Annotated in this window: 17 protein-coding genes and 1 pseudogene; 14 read left to right on the plus strand and 4 right to left on the minus strand. The window is 43.5% G+C overall.

Annotated features, from left to right (window positions below):
* Nucleotides 1–87 precede the first annotated feature (87 nt).
* Both AAEO50_RS09790 and rarD read left to right on the plus strand, forming a co-directional pair.
* On the plus strand, nucleotides 88–1,680 hold the full coding sequence (locus tag AAEO50_RS09790; RefSeq protein ID WP_341983003.1) for an amidohydrolase: 1,593 nt from the start codon (nucleotides 88–90) through the stop codon (nucleotides 1,678–1,680).
* Between the two features lie 75 nt (nucleotides 1,681–1,755).
* Nucleotides 1,756–2,673 carry an EamA family transporter RarD gene (rarD, locus tag AAEO50_RS09795; protein ID WP_341983005.1) on the plus strand — a complete coding sequence of 306 codons (918 nt, stop codon included), beginning with the start codon at nucleotides 1,756–1,758 and terminating at the stop codon, nucleotides 2,671–2,673.
* A 49-nt stretch (nucleotides 2,674–2,722) separates the two neighbouring features.
* Here rarD and AAEO50_RS09800 read toward each other — a convergent pair whose 3' ends face one another.
* On the minus strand, nucleotides 2,723–3,523 hold the full coding sequence (locus AAEO50_RS09800; RefSeq protein WP_341983007.1) for an NAD kinase: 801 nt from the start codon (nucleotides 3,521–3,523) through the stop codon (nucleotides 2,723–2,725).
* Between the two features lie 151 nt (nucleotides 3,524–3,674).
* Between AAEO50_RS09800 and sppA the strand changes: the two genes are divergently transcribed.
* From sppA to AAEO50_RS09840, 9 genes and pseudogenes are all read left to right on the plus strand, one after another.
* Complete coding sequence (gene sppA / locus AAEO50_RS09805) at nucleotides 3,675–4,685, plus strand: signal peptide peptidase SppA (RefSeq protein ID WP_341983009.1); 1,011 nt, start codon at nucleotides 3,675–3,677, stop codon at nucleotides 4,683–4,685.
* 92 nt (nucleotides 4,686–4,777) lie between these two features.
* Nucleotides 4,778–5,263: an RDD family protein gene (locus tag AAEO50_RS09810; protein WP_341983101.1), complete on the plus strand. Its 486-nt coding sequence runs from the start codon at nucleotides 4,778–4,780 to the stop codon at nucleotides 5,261–5,263.
* Nucleotides 5,264–5,427: 164 nt separating this feature from the next.
* Nucleotides 5,428–6,141, plus strand: a complete 714-nt coding sequence (locus AAEO50_RS09815; RefSeq protein ID WP_341983012.1) for a DUF2953 domain-containing protein — start codon at nucleotides 5,428–5,430, stop codon at nucleotides 6,139–6,141.
* Nucleotides 6,142–6,156: 15 nt separating this feature from the next.
* Complete coding sequence (gene ytfJ, locus AAEO50_RS09820; protein ID WP_341983014.1) at nucleotides 6,157–6,642, plus strand: GerW family sporulation protein; 486 nt, start codon at nucleotides 6,157–6,159, stop codon at nucleotides 6,640–6,642.
* A gap of 322 nt (nucleotides 6,643–6,964) precedes the next feature.
* Nucleotides 6,965–7,465 (plus strand): thiol peroxidase, encoded by a 501-nt coding sequence (gene tpx, locus AAEO50_RS09825; protein ID WP_341983016.1) that lies wholly within the window; start codon nucleotides 6,965–6,967, stop codon nucleotides 7,463–7,465.
* 114 nt (nucleotides 7,466–7,579) lie between these two features.
* Nucleotides 7,580–7,830 (plus strand): annotated as a pseudogene (locus AAEO50_RS21415) (hypothetical protein).
* Nucleotides 7,790–8,776, plus strand: coding sequence for a class I SAM-dependent methyltransferase (locus AAEO50_RS09830; RefSeq protein WP_341983018.1), 987 nt, complete (start codon nucleotides 7,790–7,792; stop codon nucleotides 8,774–8,776). Before AAEO50_RS21415 ends, AAEO50_RS09830 begins: the two are co-directional and overlap by 41 nt.
* A gap of 692 nt (nucleotides 8,777–9,468) precedes the next feature.
* Nucleotides 9,469–10,662, plus strand: a complete 1,194-nt coding sequence (locus AAEO50_RS09835; RefSeq protein WP_341983020.1) for an acetate kinase — start codon at nucleotides 9,469–9,471, stop codon at nucleotides 10,660–10,662.
* Nucleotides 10,663–10,893: 231 nt separating this feature from the next.
* Nucleotides 10,894–11,730: an EcsC family protein gene (locus AAEO50_RS09840; protein ID WP_341983022.1), complete on the plus strand. Its 837-nt coding sequence runs from the start codon at nucleotides 10,894–10,896 to the stop codon at nucleotides 11,728–11,730.
* A 76-nt stretch (nucleotides 11,731–11,806) separates the two neighbouring features.
* On the opposite strand, the gene AAEO50_RS09845 is transcribed toward AAEO50_RS09840, so the two are convergent.
* On the minus strand, nucleotides 11,807–12,127 hold the full coding sequence (locus tag AAEO50_RS09845; RefSeq protein ID WP_341983102.1) for a hypothetical protein: 321 nt from the start codon (nucleotides 12,125–12,127) through the stop codon (nucleotides 11,807–11,809).
* A 239-nt stretch (nucleotides 12,128–12,366) separates the two neighbouring features.
* Here AAEO50_RS09845 and AAEO50_RS09850 point away from each other — a divergent pair, with 239 nt between their 5' ends.
* Nucleotides 12,367–13,578: an argininosuccinate synthase gene (locus AAEO50_RS09850; RefSeq protein WP_341983023.1), complete on the plus strand. Its 1,212-nt coding sequence runs from the start codon at nucleotides 12,367–12,369 to the stop codon at nucleotides 13,576–13,578.
* Nucleotides 13,575–14,972, plus strand: coding sequence for an argininosuccinate lyase (argH, locus tag AAEO50_RS09855; protein ID WP_341983025.1), 1,398 nt, complete (start codon nucleotides 13,575–13,577; stop codon nucleotides 14,970–14,972). Before AAEO50_RS09850 ends, argH begins: the two co-directional genes overlap by 4 nt.
* Nucleotides 14,973–15,037: 65 nt before the next feature.
* On the opposite strand, the gene AAEO50_RS09860 is transcribed toward argH, so the two are convergent.
* Nucleotides 15,038–15,490, minus strand: coding sequence for a universal stress protein (locus tag AAEO50_RS09860; RefSeq protein WP_341983028.1), 453 nt, complete (start codon nucleotides 15,488–15,490; stop codon nucleotides 15,038–15,040).
* Between the two features lie 106 nt (nucleotides 15,491–15,596).
* Between AAEO50_RS09860 and AAEO50_RS09865 the strand changes: the two genes are divergently transcribed.
* The gene (locus AAEO50_RS09865) at nucleotides 15,597–15,752 is read left to right on the plus strand and encodes a hypothetical protein (RefSeq protein WP_341983030.1); all 156 of its coding nucleotides are present in this window, start codon (nucleotides 15,597–15,599) and stop codon (nucleotides 15,750–15,752) included.
* A 43-nt stretch (nucleotides 15,753–15,795) separates the two neighbouring features.
* Here AAEO50_RS09865 and AAEO50_RS09870 read toward each other — a convergent pair whose 3' ends face one another.
* A complete protein-coding gene (locus AAEO50_RS09870; protein WP_341983032.1) occupies nucleotides 15,796–17,139 on the minus strand; it encodes a purine-cytosine permease family protein in 1,344 nt (447 codons plus the stop codon).
* Nucleotides 17,140–17,318 lie beyond the last annotated feature (179 nt).

Below are 17,318 nucleotides of genomic sequence, written 5' to 3' on the forward strand. Positions count from 1 at the left end.
CTATCTAAACACCTCCCACTTCCCGATTCCTCCTATTATATGGTACATTTGAAACAGAATTTTTTAAGTAGAAAGGAAGCTTCTGAGATGGGTACATTATGGACGAACGGAAAGATCTATACAATGCAGTCTGAAGGCCATACGGTTGAAGCAGTATATACAGAAAACGGGTTCATTAAGGAATTGGGTTCCGCAGAAGAAATACGGAAGAAATACACAATAGAAGAAACTGTGGATTTAAAACATGGTGTCATGTTCCCCGGTTTTGTGGACAGCCATATGCACTTGATCGGTCACGGGGAGACATTGCTCCGCCTCGATTTGTCTCAAATGACGAGTAAAGAGGAAGTGTTGAAAGCAGTGGCTGAAAAAGCGGAAAAGCTTCCTGAAGGACAGTGGATTTTTGGTGAAGGATGGAATGAAAATCTTTGGGCGGATGCAGAGGTCCTCACTAAAAAAGAATTAGATGACGCCGTTCCTAACCATCCTGTCCTGCTAAAACGAATCTGTCGTCATGCCATGGTCGTGAATTCTCTTGCATTGAAACAGGCAAACATCGATGAAAGTACATCTAACCCTGAAGGCGGATTAATAGAAAAGGATGAAGAAGGAAAGCTGAACGGCCTTTTGAAGGATAAAGCACAGGATCTTATGGTCGATGCTTTGCCGCCAATTTCATCTCACTATTTAGAAGAAGCCCTCTCTAAGGGAATAGAGAGCTGCTGGGAAAACGGTTTGGTCGGAGGGCATACGGAAGACTTAAGCTATTACGGTAATTTCAATAAAACTTATAATGCGTTCAAACACACGATTAATGATCAACAAAAGAAATTCAGGGCACATCTTCTCGTCCATCATGCAGTGATCAATGATTGGAGCGAAGAAGGTCACCATTTCCTTGGAGGAAATGAATTTATCGAATTTGGGGCCATGAAGATTTTTGCAGATGGTGCGCTAGGCGGGAGAACTGCTTTGCTTAGCTATCCTTATGCAGATGATCCAAGCACAGAAGGTGTCAGCATTCATGCTCAAGAAAAACTTCTCAAGCTTGTCGAAAAAGCAAGGAGCTTTGATTTACCGATTGCGGTACATACGATCGGGGATCAGGCATTCGAAAATGTAGTGAATGCGATCAAGGTGCACCCATCCCAGCAATCAAGGCGCGACCGCTTGATTCATGCACAAATTTTGCGTGAAGAATTAATAGAGAGTATCAACGACCTGCCGCTGATTTTGGATATCCAGCCGCGGTTTGTAGCTTCTGATTTCCCATGGGTGATTGATCGGCTCGGTGAGGAAAATATGAAGTTCAACTATGCATGGAAGACTCTGTTGGACAGAGGTATTCCATGTGCGGGGGGATCGGATGCACCGATTGAGCCAATCAATCCATTATGGGGGATCCATGCCGCGGTAACAAGGACCAATCCACTGGATCCGCAGAAAACCGTGCATATTCCTGAAGAAAAGCTGTCGATGTACGAAGCCATTTCTCTCTTCACAAAAGGCAGTGCGTATGCATGTCACCATGAAGATGACCGCGGAATGATCCAAGAAGGATATACGGCTGACTTCACCGTGCTGGAAAAAGATCCGTTCGAATCGGATCCGGATGAACTTCTTGAGAGAATCGTTTTCATGACAGTGGTGGATGATACGATCGTATTTCAAAAAAAATAAAAAGATTGCCCCCAAAACGTTTCCCCGATATAATGAAGTTATTTCGGAAACAGAAATAGTTTTGGGGGTGTTTTTTTGAAGCAAAATGAACAGACAGGAATACTTTACACAGCTTTTTCCTATTTTCTATGGGGAATACTCCCGATTTACTGGAAATGGTTAAACCATGTGGCAGCTGATGAAATCTTAGCCAACCGGATTTTTTGGTCTTTCTGGTTTATGCTATTATTCTTATTTTTCACGAAGAGATGGAAGGCATTCACTTCCTACATTAAGTCTTCTTTTACCAAGAAAAAACAGCTATTTGCTTTACTGCTTGCCTCGATATTGATCAGTGCCAACTGGTTCATTTATATATGGGCAGTGAACACCGACCAAATGGTGGAAGCGAGTCTGGGCTATTATATTAATCCTCTTGTGAGTGTCCTGTTAGGGGTATTCATATTAAAAGAAAGCTTGTCAAAAGAGCAGATTTTGTCCTTCATTCTGGCAGGTGCTGGGGTATTGATCCTCACATTCTCTTACGGCGAATTTCCGTGGATTGCGATAGGGCTCGCATTTTCATTCGGATTATATGGTCTTGCGAAAAAGTTGATCAAAGTGGATTCAGCGATCGGATTGACGCTGGAGACCATGACGATAGCGCCGGTTTCCCTGATTTATATGGGATATATGTACGGAGCCGGATCTCCTTCATTATTCACCGTTTCATGGGGGACGGATCTTCTGTTAATGGGAGCAGGAGCGGCAACGGCCATTCCATTGCTGTTCTTCTCGAAAGGTGCACAGCAGATTCCGCTCTATATGGTTGGATTCCTGCAATATATTGCGCCTACCATAACATTGATCCTCGGTGTCATGGTATATGGGGAAACATTCTCTACTACTCACTTGGTTTCCTTTATCTTCATCTGGATTGCGCTGGCGATCTTTACAGCGTCACGAATCCAGTTCGCCCGAAAAAGAAGAAGGGAAGCAAAATTGACTGCATAATAATAAAAAAGCTCCGGCGCTGGGTGCGCCGGAGTTTTTCTTTTTTAGATTATAAGAACGAACGTTTGACTTTTTCCCAGAAAGAATTGTCCTTCAGTTTTACTGTTTTGATTACTTTATCACTTAACTTGGCTTCCACTTTTTCGACGTGCTGGATGCTCAGTGCCTCATTGTCCATTCCCATGGCAGGATAGTCGTTCCCATCCTGGACGATCTTTAATTCCAGGCGGCGTTTATCACTGAGGATGAAGGACGATCCGAGTGTACGATAGCGGTTGTTGTTGAGAGAAGCCATCTCGCTGACTTGAAGACATGGAATCATCGGATCGACAACAGCCCCGTTAACAGATTTGTTATAAGCTGTGCTTCCAGTCGGTGTAGCAATGATCATTCCGTCTCCCCTGAATGTTTCAAAGTGAATATCATCAATGAAGACATCCATTACGAACGTCTTTATGATTCCTGAACGGATGCTGAATTCATTCAAACAGAGGAAAGATGTCTGCTCGTCCACCGTTAATTCGATGGTAGGGTATTTCCTTACTTCGATTTGTTCCTTCGTCATCGCATCGATCATTTTGGACGTGTCGTCGATATGGAAATCGCAATACATGCTCAATGTTCCGCCTGTGGAAATTCCGGCGTACAGGCAATCCTGTCTGAAACCGGTTTTACGGACAGCCTGCAGGAATGTGCCGTCACCGCCGACACTTACGATGATGTTCGCATCTTTTGGTGAATTTACAATGGTAAAGTCGTAGCGCTTTGCAAGATCATATAATTTTTCAAGCTTGGGCTGAATGGTCTCATCTTTTAATACGTAAAAATAAATGTTTCGGCGATTGTTCATTCTATGTACCTCCCAAAAATTAGTAGGATAATTTTTCCCATTCCATCAAAAGTCTGCTAAAATAACTTTGTGAATATTCTATCATGTTTTGACACGAGAATGATATTCATATCCTTACATAAGATAGGATAAACGAGGGAGGAATATACAGATGAATGCGAAAAGATGGATTGCACTGGCGATTGCCGCAGGTTTATTTTTTGTCTCTGTCGTGGTGAACTTTGCCACTTCTGCATTGACAGGCGATTTTAACAAGGCATTCGATGAAGTGCTTGGGAGTACGGAGCAGGCTTTCGGGGAAGAAATCATCGAGGATGGAAATATGCAGAAGAGAATTGCGGTCCTTGAGGTGGATGGGGTCATCCAGGATACGGGTGACGCAGCATCCATGTTCCAAAGTCCGGGATATAATCATGAACTTTTCATGGAAAAGCTTGATGCCGTTCAGGAAGATGACTCGGTAAAAGGGATTGTCCTTAAAGTCAATTCCCCTGGCGGAGGAGTGGTGGAGAGTGCTCAAATCCATTCCAAGCTGGTTGAAATCATAGAGAAGTCCAAAAAGCCTGTTTATGTGTCAATGGGAAGCATGGCGGCTTCAGGAGGATATTACATATCAGCACCGGCAACAAAGATCTTTGCAAGCAAAGAGACATTGACCGGTTCACTCGGGGTGATCATGCAAAGCATCAATTACTCCGAGCTTGCTGAAAAGTATGGTGTCGACTTCGTCACGATCAAGAGCGGCCCTTATAAGGATATTATGAGTCCGACGAGAAAGATGACAGAAGAAGAAAGAAAAATCCTTCAAACGATGATCGATAATTCATATGAAGGTTTCGTCGATGTCATCGCAAGCGGCCGTGACATGTCCGAGACGCAAGTGAAGAAAATTGCTGATGGCAGGATCTATGACGGACAACAAGCAAAAGAAGTAAACTTAATCGATGATTTCGGATACGTGGAAGATGTCATTGCTGCTCTGAAAAAAGACCAGAAACTGAAAGGTGCACAAGTATTTGAATATACGAGCGGCGATCCTTTCTCAGAGTTTTTCAGTATGAGTGCCAAGAAGGTGATCGGCAAGGACTTTGAAGCGGCAGCTCTCGTGAAGCTTCTGTCTAAGCCGAATTCACCGCGATTGATGTATCTATATTCTGAGTAAGGAAGGTGAATGAAGTGAGTGAAAATCAAGATGCCCCTCGAATAAACGAGGAAGTAATAGAGAAACACGAGACAGACGATAAAGATATGACTATGCAGCACTCCAATGTTCTGCCGCCTCCTTACAGAGAGACAAGAGGATTTTTTCTGGCGGGTTTCTGGCTGAGAGTATGGGCTTATCTGATTGATTTAATCGTCATTGGCAGTATCACACGCCTGATCGTCAAGCCGGTTTTCAAAGTGTTGGATATTTCGCTGGTGGAAGGATCGATGTTTGCTCCGATTTCGATTCTTTCTGCCATCGTCTTTTACGGATATTTCGTCTTGATGACGAAGTTCTTTAGTCAAACGATCGGCAAGATGGTACTCGGTATCAAGGTGATCGATTTGAAAGGTCGCCGTCCAACCTGGGGAACTGTCATCTTCAGGGAGTTGATCGGCCGCTTCATCTCGTCAACCATCTTCATTTTGTATATCGTGGTGGCGTTCACCACTAAAAAGCAGGGAGTCCATGACTTGTTTGCAGATACGACTGTTGTTCAGGAAAAGAAGAAACTCGAATTTGCACCTGCCGTTTAGGTATCAGGAATCCGCTCTATCAATAGGGCGGGTTCCTTTTTTTGCTTTGAGCTTCAAATTCCAGCCATCCACCGCATCCAGGGGAAATCTGATAGATAATTTGCACGGTATCGTTTATTTTTCCCTGCTTCGGCCATACTGAAAAGTTGAAGGGTTGTGAAAAAATGAGTGGTTGGATATGGGCTTTACTCATTCTTTTAGCATTTATAATAGTCATGATTATTCTTATTCTCATAACGAAATTAACCATTACCCTATCTTTATATCATGGAAATGACAATGATCATTTCAAAGTGAAGCTGAGGGCTTGGTTCGGGTTGTTAAGGTATACGATTGATGTTCCATTGGTCAAGCTTGATGACGATGGGCCAAATATTGTGGTCGAAGAAAAAAATATACGCGGGGATGAAAACGAGCCTTCCAGTGAAACAGAGTCTAAAAAGAAGATTACACCTAAAGATTTTATCAACAGTTTAAATGACACGAAAGAAATTCTTACCCATGTGAAGGAATTGCATAAAATCATCCGCAGGTTTTTGAACAAAGTGAAAATCGATCATATTCATTGGAAGACGTTATTCGGAACAGGGGATGCCGCTTCAACAGGGACAATGACCGGGGCGATCTGGGGAATGAAGGGAAGCATCATCGGGCTGATCAGCGGTTATATGAGACTGCAGTCACAGCCTTCGATTGAAGTGATTCCTTCCTTCCAGAAAGCCATCATACAGACTCATTTTTCATGTATTATCCAGTTTCGGATAGGGAATGCTATCCTAGTAGGTTTCAAGATACTTCGGTACTGGAGAGGCGGTAAAGCGGACTTTAAGACTAAGCCTCTTTCCCGTTTCTCCGAAGAAGAACAACAATCCGTTTAATGAGGAGGACTAATCATGTCTGAACATCCTATTGAAGGTCTCATGACCACTGCAATGGAAAACTTAAAAGAAATGATCGATGTAAATACCATCATCGGAGATCCTGTGGAGACACCTGATGGGAGTGTCATCCTGACCGTATCCAAGGTAGGCTTTGGATTTGCTGCTGGCGGTAGTGAATTCAGCATTGATGGCAAAAGCAAGAACAGCGAAAGTGAAGGCGGCAAAAGCGGCAGCGATGGCGGAGGCTCATCCAAGAAGCAGCCGTTTGGCGGCGGTAGCGGTGGAGGGGTATCCATCACACCGATTGCGTTCCTGATCGTAAGTTCAAGAGGAATCAAGATGCTTCACCTGGATGAAAGCACTCATCTTCTAGACCGTCTGCTTGACCTGGCACCAGGCGCAATCGAGAAGATCCAGGGCATGATGAAAAAAAATGACCAGGGCAACAACAACCAAGGAAACCAAGGGAACGCCCAAAAACAGAATATGGACTTCTAAGAACATAAAAGGAGCTGACTCCTATTGTCAGCTCTTCTTTTATTGTAGCTATGTTAAAGTTATTTGATGAGGAATTAGGCTGTCCCAGCAGTTGATTGGAGTGTAAGCCGAAGACTCCTGCGGGAAAAGCGAAGCTGGGGAGACCCCGCAGGCGAAAGCCGAGGAGGCTCCCTGCTCGCCCCCGGAAAGCGAAGTCTTGCACGGAAATCAACTGCGGAAATCAAAACCCAGGCTAATCATTTCAACCCTTATCATTTGCGTTGACTATCCGATTTTCTGTACTATAAAGTTGTACATATTATTCATAGAGGAGGAACAAATGATGGCAAACATTACATTTAAGAATAACCCTGTAACGCTGCTTGGTAATGAAGTGAAGGTAGGAGATAAGGCACCTGATTTCACGGTACTGGCAAATGATTTATCAGAAGTCACTCTGAATGATTCAAAGGGTAAGGTTCGTTTGATCAGTGTCGTTCCTTCAATTGATACAGGCGTTTGTGATGCACAAACTAGAAAATTCAACGAAGAAGCTACTAAGTTCGATAATGTTGAAGTGCTTACTGTTTCTGTCGATCTCCCATTTGCCCAAAAGCGCTGGTGCGGAGCGAACGGAATCGAAAATGTCCAAACACTTTCCGATCACCGCGACCTTTCATTCGGTGAAGCATACGGTGTCCACATCCAGGAACTGCGCTTACTCGCTCGTGCTGTATTTGTTGTAAACAGCAGCGATGAAGTCACGTACGTGGAATACGTAAGCGAAGCAACTGACCACCCTGACTATGAAGCTGCTGTAGAAGCAGTGAAAGATGCAAAATAATATAACCTATTATTAGAACAAGAGACTTGCTGACCTACCACTGCTGTATGGTCAGCATTGTTATTTTTATAAAGTGTGTAAAAGCCTATTACAATTTTAAAGTCGTTCTAGCTGATGATTGGAGTGCAAGACGAAGACTCCTTCGGGAGAAGTGGCCAATGTGAGACCCCGCAGGAGCACAGCGACGAGGAGGCTCACGGGTCACCCGCGGAAAGCGAAGTCTTGCATGGAAATCAACAGCGGTGTTAATAGAGACTTTTACAAAGTGCCCGTTCACGGGTAAAATAGAGGACACAGAAAAAGCAGGTAAAGGAATGAATGCATATGATGAATTCGCCAGTCGAAACCCTCTTCGAAATCATTGACGAAACAGCACAGCTTCTTAAAGAAGAGTTGGCATGCAGCTATCTAGAAGCAGTTGCCGAAACAGGGGAGAACCTTTTTCAGGATGATATTCTGCAGGATGAATTGAGTGAACTGACAAAAAAGCGTCTACATAAAAAATATGAAGAAATAAAGGTTGGCAGCATTGAAAACGAAGATATTCGTAAAGCATTTCAATTTGCCATTTTGAAGGGCATGAAAGAAAATGTTCAGCCGAATCATCAGATGACTCCGGATTCGCTCGGGTTATTTATCAGTTTCCTTGTCAATAAATTCACACAGGGAAAAGAGAATCTGACCGTTTTAGACCCTGCCATCGGTACGGGGAATCTGCTTACAACCGTATTGAATCAGATGCCTCACATCGAGTCCCAATCAATCGGGGTGGAAATCGATGAAGTGTTGATTAAATTAGCTTATGTGGGTGCCAATCTGCAAAAGCACCCGCTGGATCTATTCAATCAAGACGCCCTGGAGCCTTTATTCATCGATCCTGTTGATATCGTGTTGAGCGATCTGCCGGTAGGTTATTATCCGAATGATCTGAGAGCTCAGGATTATGAGCTGAAAGCTGAGGAAGGTTATTCTTACGCGCATCACTTATTTATCGAACAAAGCTTGAAACATACGAAAGAAGGCGGTTATCTGTTCTTTATCGTCCCAAATGCGCTGTTCGAGTCACCGCTGAGCAGCCAGCTGCACTTATTCTTAAAAGAAAAAGTCAACATACAGGGATTCCTGCAGCTGCCGCTTTCACTATTTAAGAATAAAAACTCTGCGAAAAGCATCCTGATCCTTCAAAAGAAGAAGGAAGGTCTGAAAGCACCAAAAGAAGTCCTGCTTGCCAATCTTCCAAGCCTTTCAAATCAACGGGCACTTGAAGATATCCTAGGTAAAATCGATCAATGGCTGCTTGAAAATAAATAATATCATCACCAAAGTGGCTGGGACAAAAGTGTTTTAGTCTAAGTAAAACCCGAACTTACTTGAATTCCAGAATTCAAGTAAGTTCGGGTTTTTTATTAGCTATGTTCAAATGTCCATTTAATTTATAGCTTGTTCAAGCGGTTGATTGGAGTGCAAGACGAAGACTCCTGCGGGAAGAGTAGCTTATGTGAGACATGTCCAGCTCTGGGGCTTAGAGGCACATGTCATAAGTCAACTCTGCCAAGAAGGCAAAGAACGCCTTCATGGCCGATTCGCCTTATGCCACCCGCCTCTAAACAAAGCCCCCCCCGCTTTTCTAACCCACAGGAGCGCAGCTCCGAGGAGGCTCACGGGCTACCCGCGGAAAGCGAAGTCTTGCACGGAAATCATTAGCGGTATTAAAGAGCCTACACTGAAATTTTTCGTATTAATGGGGAGGTTTTATCGTTTTGTCCCAGTTTATTATTGCTCTGATTTCTGTTTAGCAGCCATAAAAATGCGGTAATAAGAGAAAGTAATGCCTTTTCGAATTTTGTGAAAATATTTAATTTATCATGAAAACGATGTCATTTCAAGCTTTTTCTTGAAATAGAGGGTGTACAGTGATTAAATGGGAAATTGAGAGATAAAATGTGATTCAATGAACACAATATAGATAGTAAAGATCCTATAACTTAAAGGAGCGATACAACGTGGCAAACAAAATTATTGCGATCAATGCTGGAAGCTCATCCTTGAAGTTTCAGTTATTTGATATGCCGGAAGAAACAGTTATTACAAAGGGACTTATTGAACGTATTGGACTGGATAATGCGATCTTCAATATATCAGTGAACGGTGAAAAGAAAGAGGAAACAACAGATATCCCGGATCATGAAGTAGCGGTCAAAATGCTCCTTGAGAAACTGACTGGCTTCGGTATCATCGACTCTCTTGATGAAATCCAGGGGATCGGCCACCGTGTAGTTCACGGAGGAGAATTATTTAATGAATCTGTACTGATTACGGATGAAGTGATCGAAAAGATCGACGAGCTTTCAGACTTGGCTCCACTTCATAACCCAGCGAATTTAACAGGTATCAAAGCATTCAAAAATGTGCTTCCGAATGTTCCTGCAGTAGCAGTATTCGATACGGCTTTCCACCAATCCATGCCGGAAAGCTCATTCTTATACAGCCTTCCATATGAGTATTATGAAGATTTCGGCATCCGTAAATACGGATTCCATGGTACTTCGCATAAATACGTATCTGAAAGAGCGGCTGAAATGCTTGGACGTCCTAAAGAGCAAGTACGCCTGATCTCTTGTCACTTGGGTAACGGTGCGAGTATCGCTGCCATTGAAGGTGGAAAATCGATCGACACATCCATGGGCTTCACACCGCTTGCTGGGGTAGCGATGGGTACACGTTCAGGAAACATCGACCCTGCTTTGATTCCATTCATCATGGAGAAGACAGGTTCAACGGCTGAAGAAGTACTGAACATCCTTAATAAAAAATCAGGTATGCTTGGTGTATCCGGATTCTCAAGCGACCTTCGGGATATCGAGCAGCAGGCTTCTGAAGGAAACGAACGTGCAGAGCTTGCACTGGAAGTATTCGCAAATCGTATCCACAAATATATCGGATCTTATGCTTCCCGCATGTACGGTGTGGATGCGATCGTCTTCACTGCGGGTATCGGTGAAAACAGCACCCTTGTACGTGAAAAAGTACTGCAAGGTCTCGAATTCATGGGCGTATACTGGGATCCTGCACGCAACAACGTGCGCGGTGAAGAAACATTCATCAACTATCCGCATTCACCGGTAAAAGTCATGATCATCCCGACAAACGAAGAAGTCATGATTGCACGCGACGTAATGGCAAAAGGAAATATTTAACGCTTTAAAGCACCGAGGGACGGGCCTTTAGCATGATAAAGGATGGTCTCTCTCCCAAACATATCAAAACAGGATTGCCTTATTGGTGATCCTGTTTTTTTATGTCAGGAATGATAAATATGATTAGAGTCCGATAACAGAAAATTCAAATTCCATTGTTGAAGAGCAGAATGTCAGCAATTATTTATGATATACTAAAATTAATTTTATAACTGTAAGGAGTGGGAAGTCATGAGCTGGTCAGATCGGGATAAACAAGTTTGGCAGTCAATCAAAGCTTGGAAAGAAGACTTGTATGAATATGAAGCAAATGATTTGGAACATACATATGTTAAGTGGTTAGATTACGCTTTTGAATCCGTACCGCCGGATGTTCAGGAACAGTTCTTTCAGCTTCTGGACGGCTGGCTGTTTCATATGCACTCCCTCATCCAGGGATCGCAGATGCAAAATGATGCTCGTGAAAGGATCCTTGTCACAGCACGCGCATTCAATCAGGATATTCAGACGATTGATGATCTTCAATACCTCACGATCGATCAGCTACACTATATCGCAGAGCAGCATGCTGGGCGCCACCGCATCTATTCATTATTCCAAGGCGGGATCACGGGTACAGGCGGCATCGTAGCACTCGGTTCTGATTTGCCGGCGATGGCCGTCATCAACCTCCGTTCGGTTCAGCTGATCGCCATCACGTATGGATTTGACGTCCAGACTCCATTTGAAATGATGACGGCGTTGAAAGTGTTCCATGCATCCACGCTGCCTTCAAGACTCCGAGCTCTCGCCTGGGAGGATTTGATGGAAGATTTAAATAAGAAGGATTCGAATTATTTCTATGACGGCTCGGAGCAGCTGACTGATTATACGTGGCTGGAAGGACCGATGAAGCATGCGTTGAAAGGTTTGGCCATTACGATGTTCAAAGGGAAGAAATGGTCCGGCTTGCCGCTTGTCAGTATGGCGATCGGTGCCGGGGTGAATTATCAGCTTTCAAGAAAGATTACCGACTTTGCGGAAAAATACTATCAATACCGTTACTTAAGATTAAAAAAGAACCAATAAATATTGGAAAGCGATAGGGCCTGAGGGGTTCTATCGCTTTTTACTCTTTCAGGAGCGTGTCCTGTGACTTTGCCTTCTACCTGGTGGAAGATTGAATGTCAGGCGCCGTTCGATACCATATCCACAAATCATTGATCTCGGAAGCTCTCTCGGAAATCTCGCTATTCAGCCTGCACGATTCCTCGAAATCCTCCTCTTGTGCAAGAGAGGCTTGTAAATCCTCTATTTCTTTTTCGATTTCCCCTATGCGGTCTGGAATGGCTCCTCTGATTTTTTCCCATTCTAGGAGAATGAGTTCCTGAGTTTGAGGAGAGTAAGTAAACCATTCTTTTAGCAGGCAAGGCACATCTATTTTTAAACGTGGATCAAATGTAAAAAATTTATCTACTGTGCACATAGTAACGAAAGTACTCCTTTTCAGGTTATCTTTTACCATAAATCCTACACCAAACTTTTTCTTAAATCCATTCATCTCAGCATCTCCACCACAATCGTATAAAATATTTATACAAATTCATGAATAAGTATTGATAAAAATGCGGTAAGTTGTTAATATAAATTCATTCAAAAGAATAATTATTCACACTAAAAGATTCTAGGTACAATTTATATAAACTACAACTGGAGGGAATACGATTGAACAAAAAAGTGGTTTTGGCTTATTCAGGTGGGTTAGATACGTCAGTGGCAGTGCAATGGCTAAAGGAAAAAGGGTATGAAGTCATCGCCTGCTGTTTAGATGTCGGCGAAGGAAAGGACTTAGATTTTGTAAAAGAAAAAGCGTTGACGGTCGGCGCAGCGAAAAGCTATGTCATCGATGCAAAGGAAGAATTTGCAAAGGACTATGCATTACTCGCTTTACAAAGTCATGCTTTATATGAAGGGAAATATCCTTTGGTCTCAGCTCTTTCAAGACCTTTGATTGCAAGTAAGCTTGTTGAAGTAGCTGAAAAAGAAGGAGCATCGGCAGTGGCGCACGGATGTACCGGCAAAGGAAATGATCAAGTGCGTTTTGAAGTTTCCATCCAGGCTCTGAATCCTGATCTTGAAGTGATTGCCCCTGTCCGTGAATGGAAATGGTCCCGTGAAGAAGAAATAGAGTATGCAAAAGACAAAGGCATTCCGATTCCGATCAATCTTGATTCGCCGTATTCCATTGATCAGAACTTGTGGGGCAGAAGCAATGAGTGCGGAGTATTGGAAAACCCTTGGACCGCTCCGCCGGAGGATGCATATGATCTCACAAGCAGCATAGAAAATGCACCGGACAAGGCAGATGTAGTGGAAATTACTTTCTCACACGGTGTGCCGGTTGAATTAAATGGTCAGGCGTACCCGTTGGATCAGCTGATTTCTGAATTAAATGTCATTGCAGGAAAACACGGAGTAGGGCGTATCGACCACGTAGAAAATCGTTTGATCGGCATCAAGTCCCGTGAAGTGTATGAATGCCCGGGTGCTGTTACATTGTTAAAAGCACATAAAGAACTGGAAGATCTGACATTAGTGAAGGAATTAGCACATTATAAGCCGGTTATCGAGAAAAAAATGACTGAATTAATTTATGAAGGTTTATGGTTCTCGCCGCTAAATAAAGCATTAAAAGCTTTTCTTGATCAAACTCAGGTGTATGTAAATGGAGTCGTGCGCGTGAAGCTGTTCAAAGGCCATGCCATCGTCGAAGGAAGAAAATCTCCGAACTCCTTGTATGATGAAAATCTGGCTACGTACACAAAAGCGGATGAGTTCGATCATGACGCAGCTGTTGGTTTCATTAAACTTTGGGGTCTGCCGACCAAGGTATCTTCTGTCATCAACAAAGAGAAAAAGGAGAAAGTGACTGTATGAGTAAGCTTTGGGGCGGAAGATTCACGAAGAAGCCAGAAGAATGGGTGGATGAGTTCAACGCATCCATCTCATTCGATCAGGAATTGGTCTTTGAGGATATTGAAGGCAGCATTGCCCATGTGACCATGTTGAAAAAGTGTGACATTCTTTCTGCAACAGAAGCCGATCAAATTCTTCACGGGCTCCAAACACTTTATCAAAAAGCTAGTGATCAGGAACTCGAATTCTCTGTTGAGTATGAAGATATTCATTTGAATCTTGAGAAACTATTAATTGATGAAATCGGTGAAGTGGGCGGTAAACTTCACACTGGCAGAAGCCGGAATGATCAAATTGCTACTGATATGCATTTGTTTTTAAAACGGAGAGTGCAGGAAATCATAGAACTGATTACAGAACTGCAGGAGGGAATCATCCTTCAATCCGAAGAGAACATTGAAACGATCAGTCCCGGTTATACTCATCTGCAGCGTGCACAGCCGATTTCTTTCGCCCATCATTTAATGTGCTATTTCTGGATGCTTCAGCGTGATAAAGAGCGGTTAATAGACTCGCTTAAGCGTATCGATATTTCACCGCTAGGGGCAGGTGCGCTTGCAGGTACTACATTCCCGATTGACAGATCGTATTCCGCAGAACAGCTTGGTTTCGGGTCGTATTACGAAAACAGCCTTGATGCCGTGAGCGACCGCGATTTCATCGTGGAGTTTTTAAGCAACAGCTCCCTTTTGATGACGCATCTATCCCGGCTGGCTGAAGAGTTTATCCTCTGGTCGACGGAGGAATTTCAATTCATTGAACTGGATGACAGTTTTACGACCGGAAGCAGTATCATGCCTCAGAAGAAGAATCCCGACATGGCTGAATTGGTCAGAGGGAAAACGGGAAGAGTGAACGGAAACCTCGTCTCGTTACTAACGGTGCTAAAAGGACTTCCGCTCGCTTATAACAAAGACATGCAGGAAGATAAAGAAGGAATGTTTGATACAGTCAAAACAGTCGTCGGGTCTTTGAAAATCTTCAACGGGATGGTTCGTACGATGACGGTTAAACAACAAAAAATGAAAGAAACCGTGTCGAATGACTTTTCAAATGCAACGGAGCTCGCCGATTATTTGGCAGCTAAGGGTGTTCCTTTCCGACAAGCCCATGAGATCGTCGGAAAGCTTGTCCTGCATTGCATCGAGGAAGGCTGCTATTTAAAAGACGTCTCTCTGGAGCGGTATCAGCAATATTCGCCGCTTATCGAAGAGGATATTTACTCCATTTTAGCCCCTTATGCAGCAGTTGAAAGAAGGAATTCCTACGGCGGAACAGGGTTTGAACAAGTGAAAAAACAAATCAAAAAAGGCAAAACTCTTTTAAGTGAAAATGTAATGGTAAATAGCCAATAAAGAAAGAGAGGCGGGATTTGATGATCCTTGCCTCTCTTCATTATTGGATTGTTTCCAAAGTGATTTTAATCTTCTTTATCTTCTGTCCGTACAACAAGGACATCGCAATGCGCAGCACGGGTAATATGCTCTGAGACGCTTCCGATAAGAAAGCGTTCCACGGCATTTAATCCTGTTGCCCCGCAAATGATCAAGTCAGCTGATATGTTCTTGTTCGCTTCTCTGGGGATGATAACTTTTGGAGAACCATATTCAACATACGTTTTTACCTTTGACACACCTGCTTCGGCCGCTTCTGCTTTATATTCCTGAAGAAGTTCTTCAGCATAATTGATCGCTCTTTCACCCACTGTGCGGTCATATGATTCAATTGCTGCAAAAGAACGGGTATCAATCACATGAATCAAGGAAAGTGTTGCATCATTCCGCTTCGCAATGGCAATCGCTTTTTCGAAAGCCCATTCCGCTTCTTTAGATCCATCTACGGCTACTAATATGTTCTGATATTTTAAACTCATTGTTATCCCCTCCTTACCTTTATTATACTACATTTTTCCACTCATAGCTTGTGGCGAATAATCGAACAATAAAGGTGATGAAAATTTCATAATAGGGGGATTTCCTATGAAGAAAAAAGATCCTAAAGAACAGTTTACGTACGATGAGCAGGGCAGCGAGCAAGTGAGCCAGCAGATTATGAATTCTTATACGAGCGGTGTCATCGATACTGAAAATGGTCATTACGACACGTATGAAGATCACGGGGAAACTAATCAATAACGAGCGAAAGAAGGCTGATCCATTCGAAGGATCAGCCTTCTTTCTATCCGAGCATATTTTTAAGTGGAGTCGGCTGTTCTCTGGAAACCGAACGCTGTTTTGTTATCGTATAGACAGCACATGTCAAAATGAAGGAAAGAAAGCCGGGCGAAAAAGCTTCAGGGATCAGTACATACGAAATCATCCCCATGACTAGCACCCATAAAGCTTCTTTGTTATAAGTAGATGTCCCACTCAGTAGTTGAAGCAAAGAGTTTTCGGTCAACTTCCCTTTTTGTACGAACAGATAATCTGCTGTCACAATCGCTGAAATGGGTATGATCAGAATACCCAGAAATGAGATATATTCTTTGGCATTCAGGACGAGCGATGGGATACAGCTAAGCAGGATTCCTGCTGCTCCAAAGACAGCGGCACTTTGAATACGGGAAAGCCCCGGCAGTGCATTCAGTAAGCTGTAGCCTCCTGTATAGGCATTGCTGAGGTTGATTGAAATCATGGAAACCATCGCGCATGCAGTAATGATGAATAAGAGAATAAGCGACGAAGTGAGTTCACTTGCTATGACAAATGGATTCAGCTCTCCGAATAAGCTTGCACTCAACCCGCCTAATAAAGCCGTCATCATGAAACCGACCACATTCCCGCCATACAGTCCCCAAAATCCGTGGGCACTGCTCTTACTATATCGTGTAATATCGGAAGATGCGCTGACACCTGATACATATTGAACGAATACCAAACTGGAATAAAAGAAGAATGAAGCGGCTCCAGCGTCTTTTGTTCCTTCTGCTAAAGTAGTCAGGGGTACCTGGGACAGTCCCTTGGTGATAAATAAATAAAGAATGGCCAGCTGTCCGACAACAAGGACAGGAATGAAATATTTTGTCGCTTTTTTCACCGCATGAAATCCGACTAAAGCAAGCAGCGTCATGATAAGTGCCAGCCCTGCCGCGATAGGGATAAAAGGCAATGACACGCCAGTGATCTTCTTAACGATCGATAAAAAGACATACGTTCCGCCAATCGTCTGCACACTGAACCAGTATAGAGAAGTCAGTGACCTGATCGGTGAAGCGATCCTCATCGAAAGCTTTGTACCGAGCAGGGTCCTGAGAACATATTGTGCCGGCAGCCCGTATCTTGCTCCGGGCAGCGAAAATAAGGATACAAATAGAAATGCCGCGATTGCCCCTAAAAGGGTGCAAGTGAATGCAGCTGCAAAAGAAAGGCCGCCCTCGAGCACCGCTAATGCGGGAATCAGAAAGTTGCCCGCATTGACCGAAAAGGCAAGCTGGATGATGAAATATTCTTTCCAAGTTGTTGTTTTTTGGTCTGTTGGGACCGGCTCCAGACCGAGCCGTTCAATCAAAGGTTGTTTTGTCATAATGTTCTCCTTTGCACATTTATTGCGGTTAATTATATTGTTGTTTTAGGAGGTTCAGCTGTTGATTGGAGTGCAAGGCGAAGACTCCTGCGGGAAAAGCGAGACAGGTGAGACTTGTCTCGCTGCAGGGCTTAGAGGCACATGTCATAAGTCAACTCGTCCAAGAAGGCAAAGAACGC

Origin of the sequence: Rossellomorea oryzaecorticis (assembly GCF_038405515.1) — a bacterium.
GTDB classification, from domain to species: domain Bacteria; phylum Bacillota; class Bacilli; order Bacillales; family Bacillaceae_B; genus Rossellomorea; species Rossellomorea oryzaecorticis_A.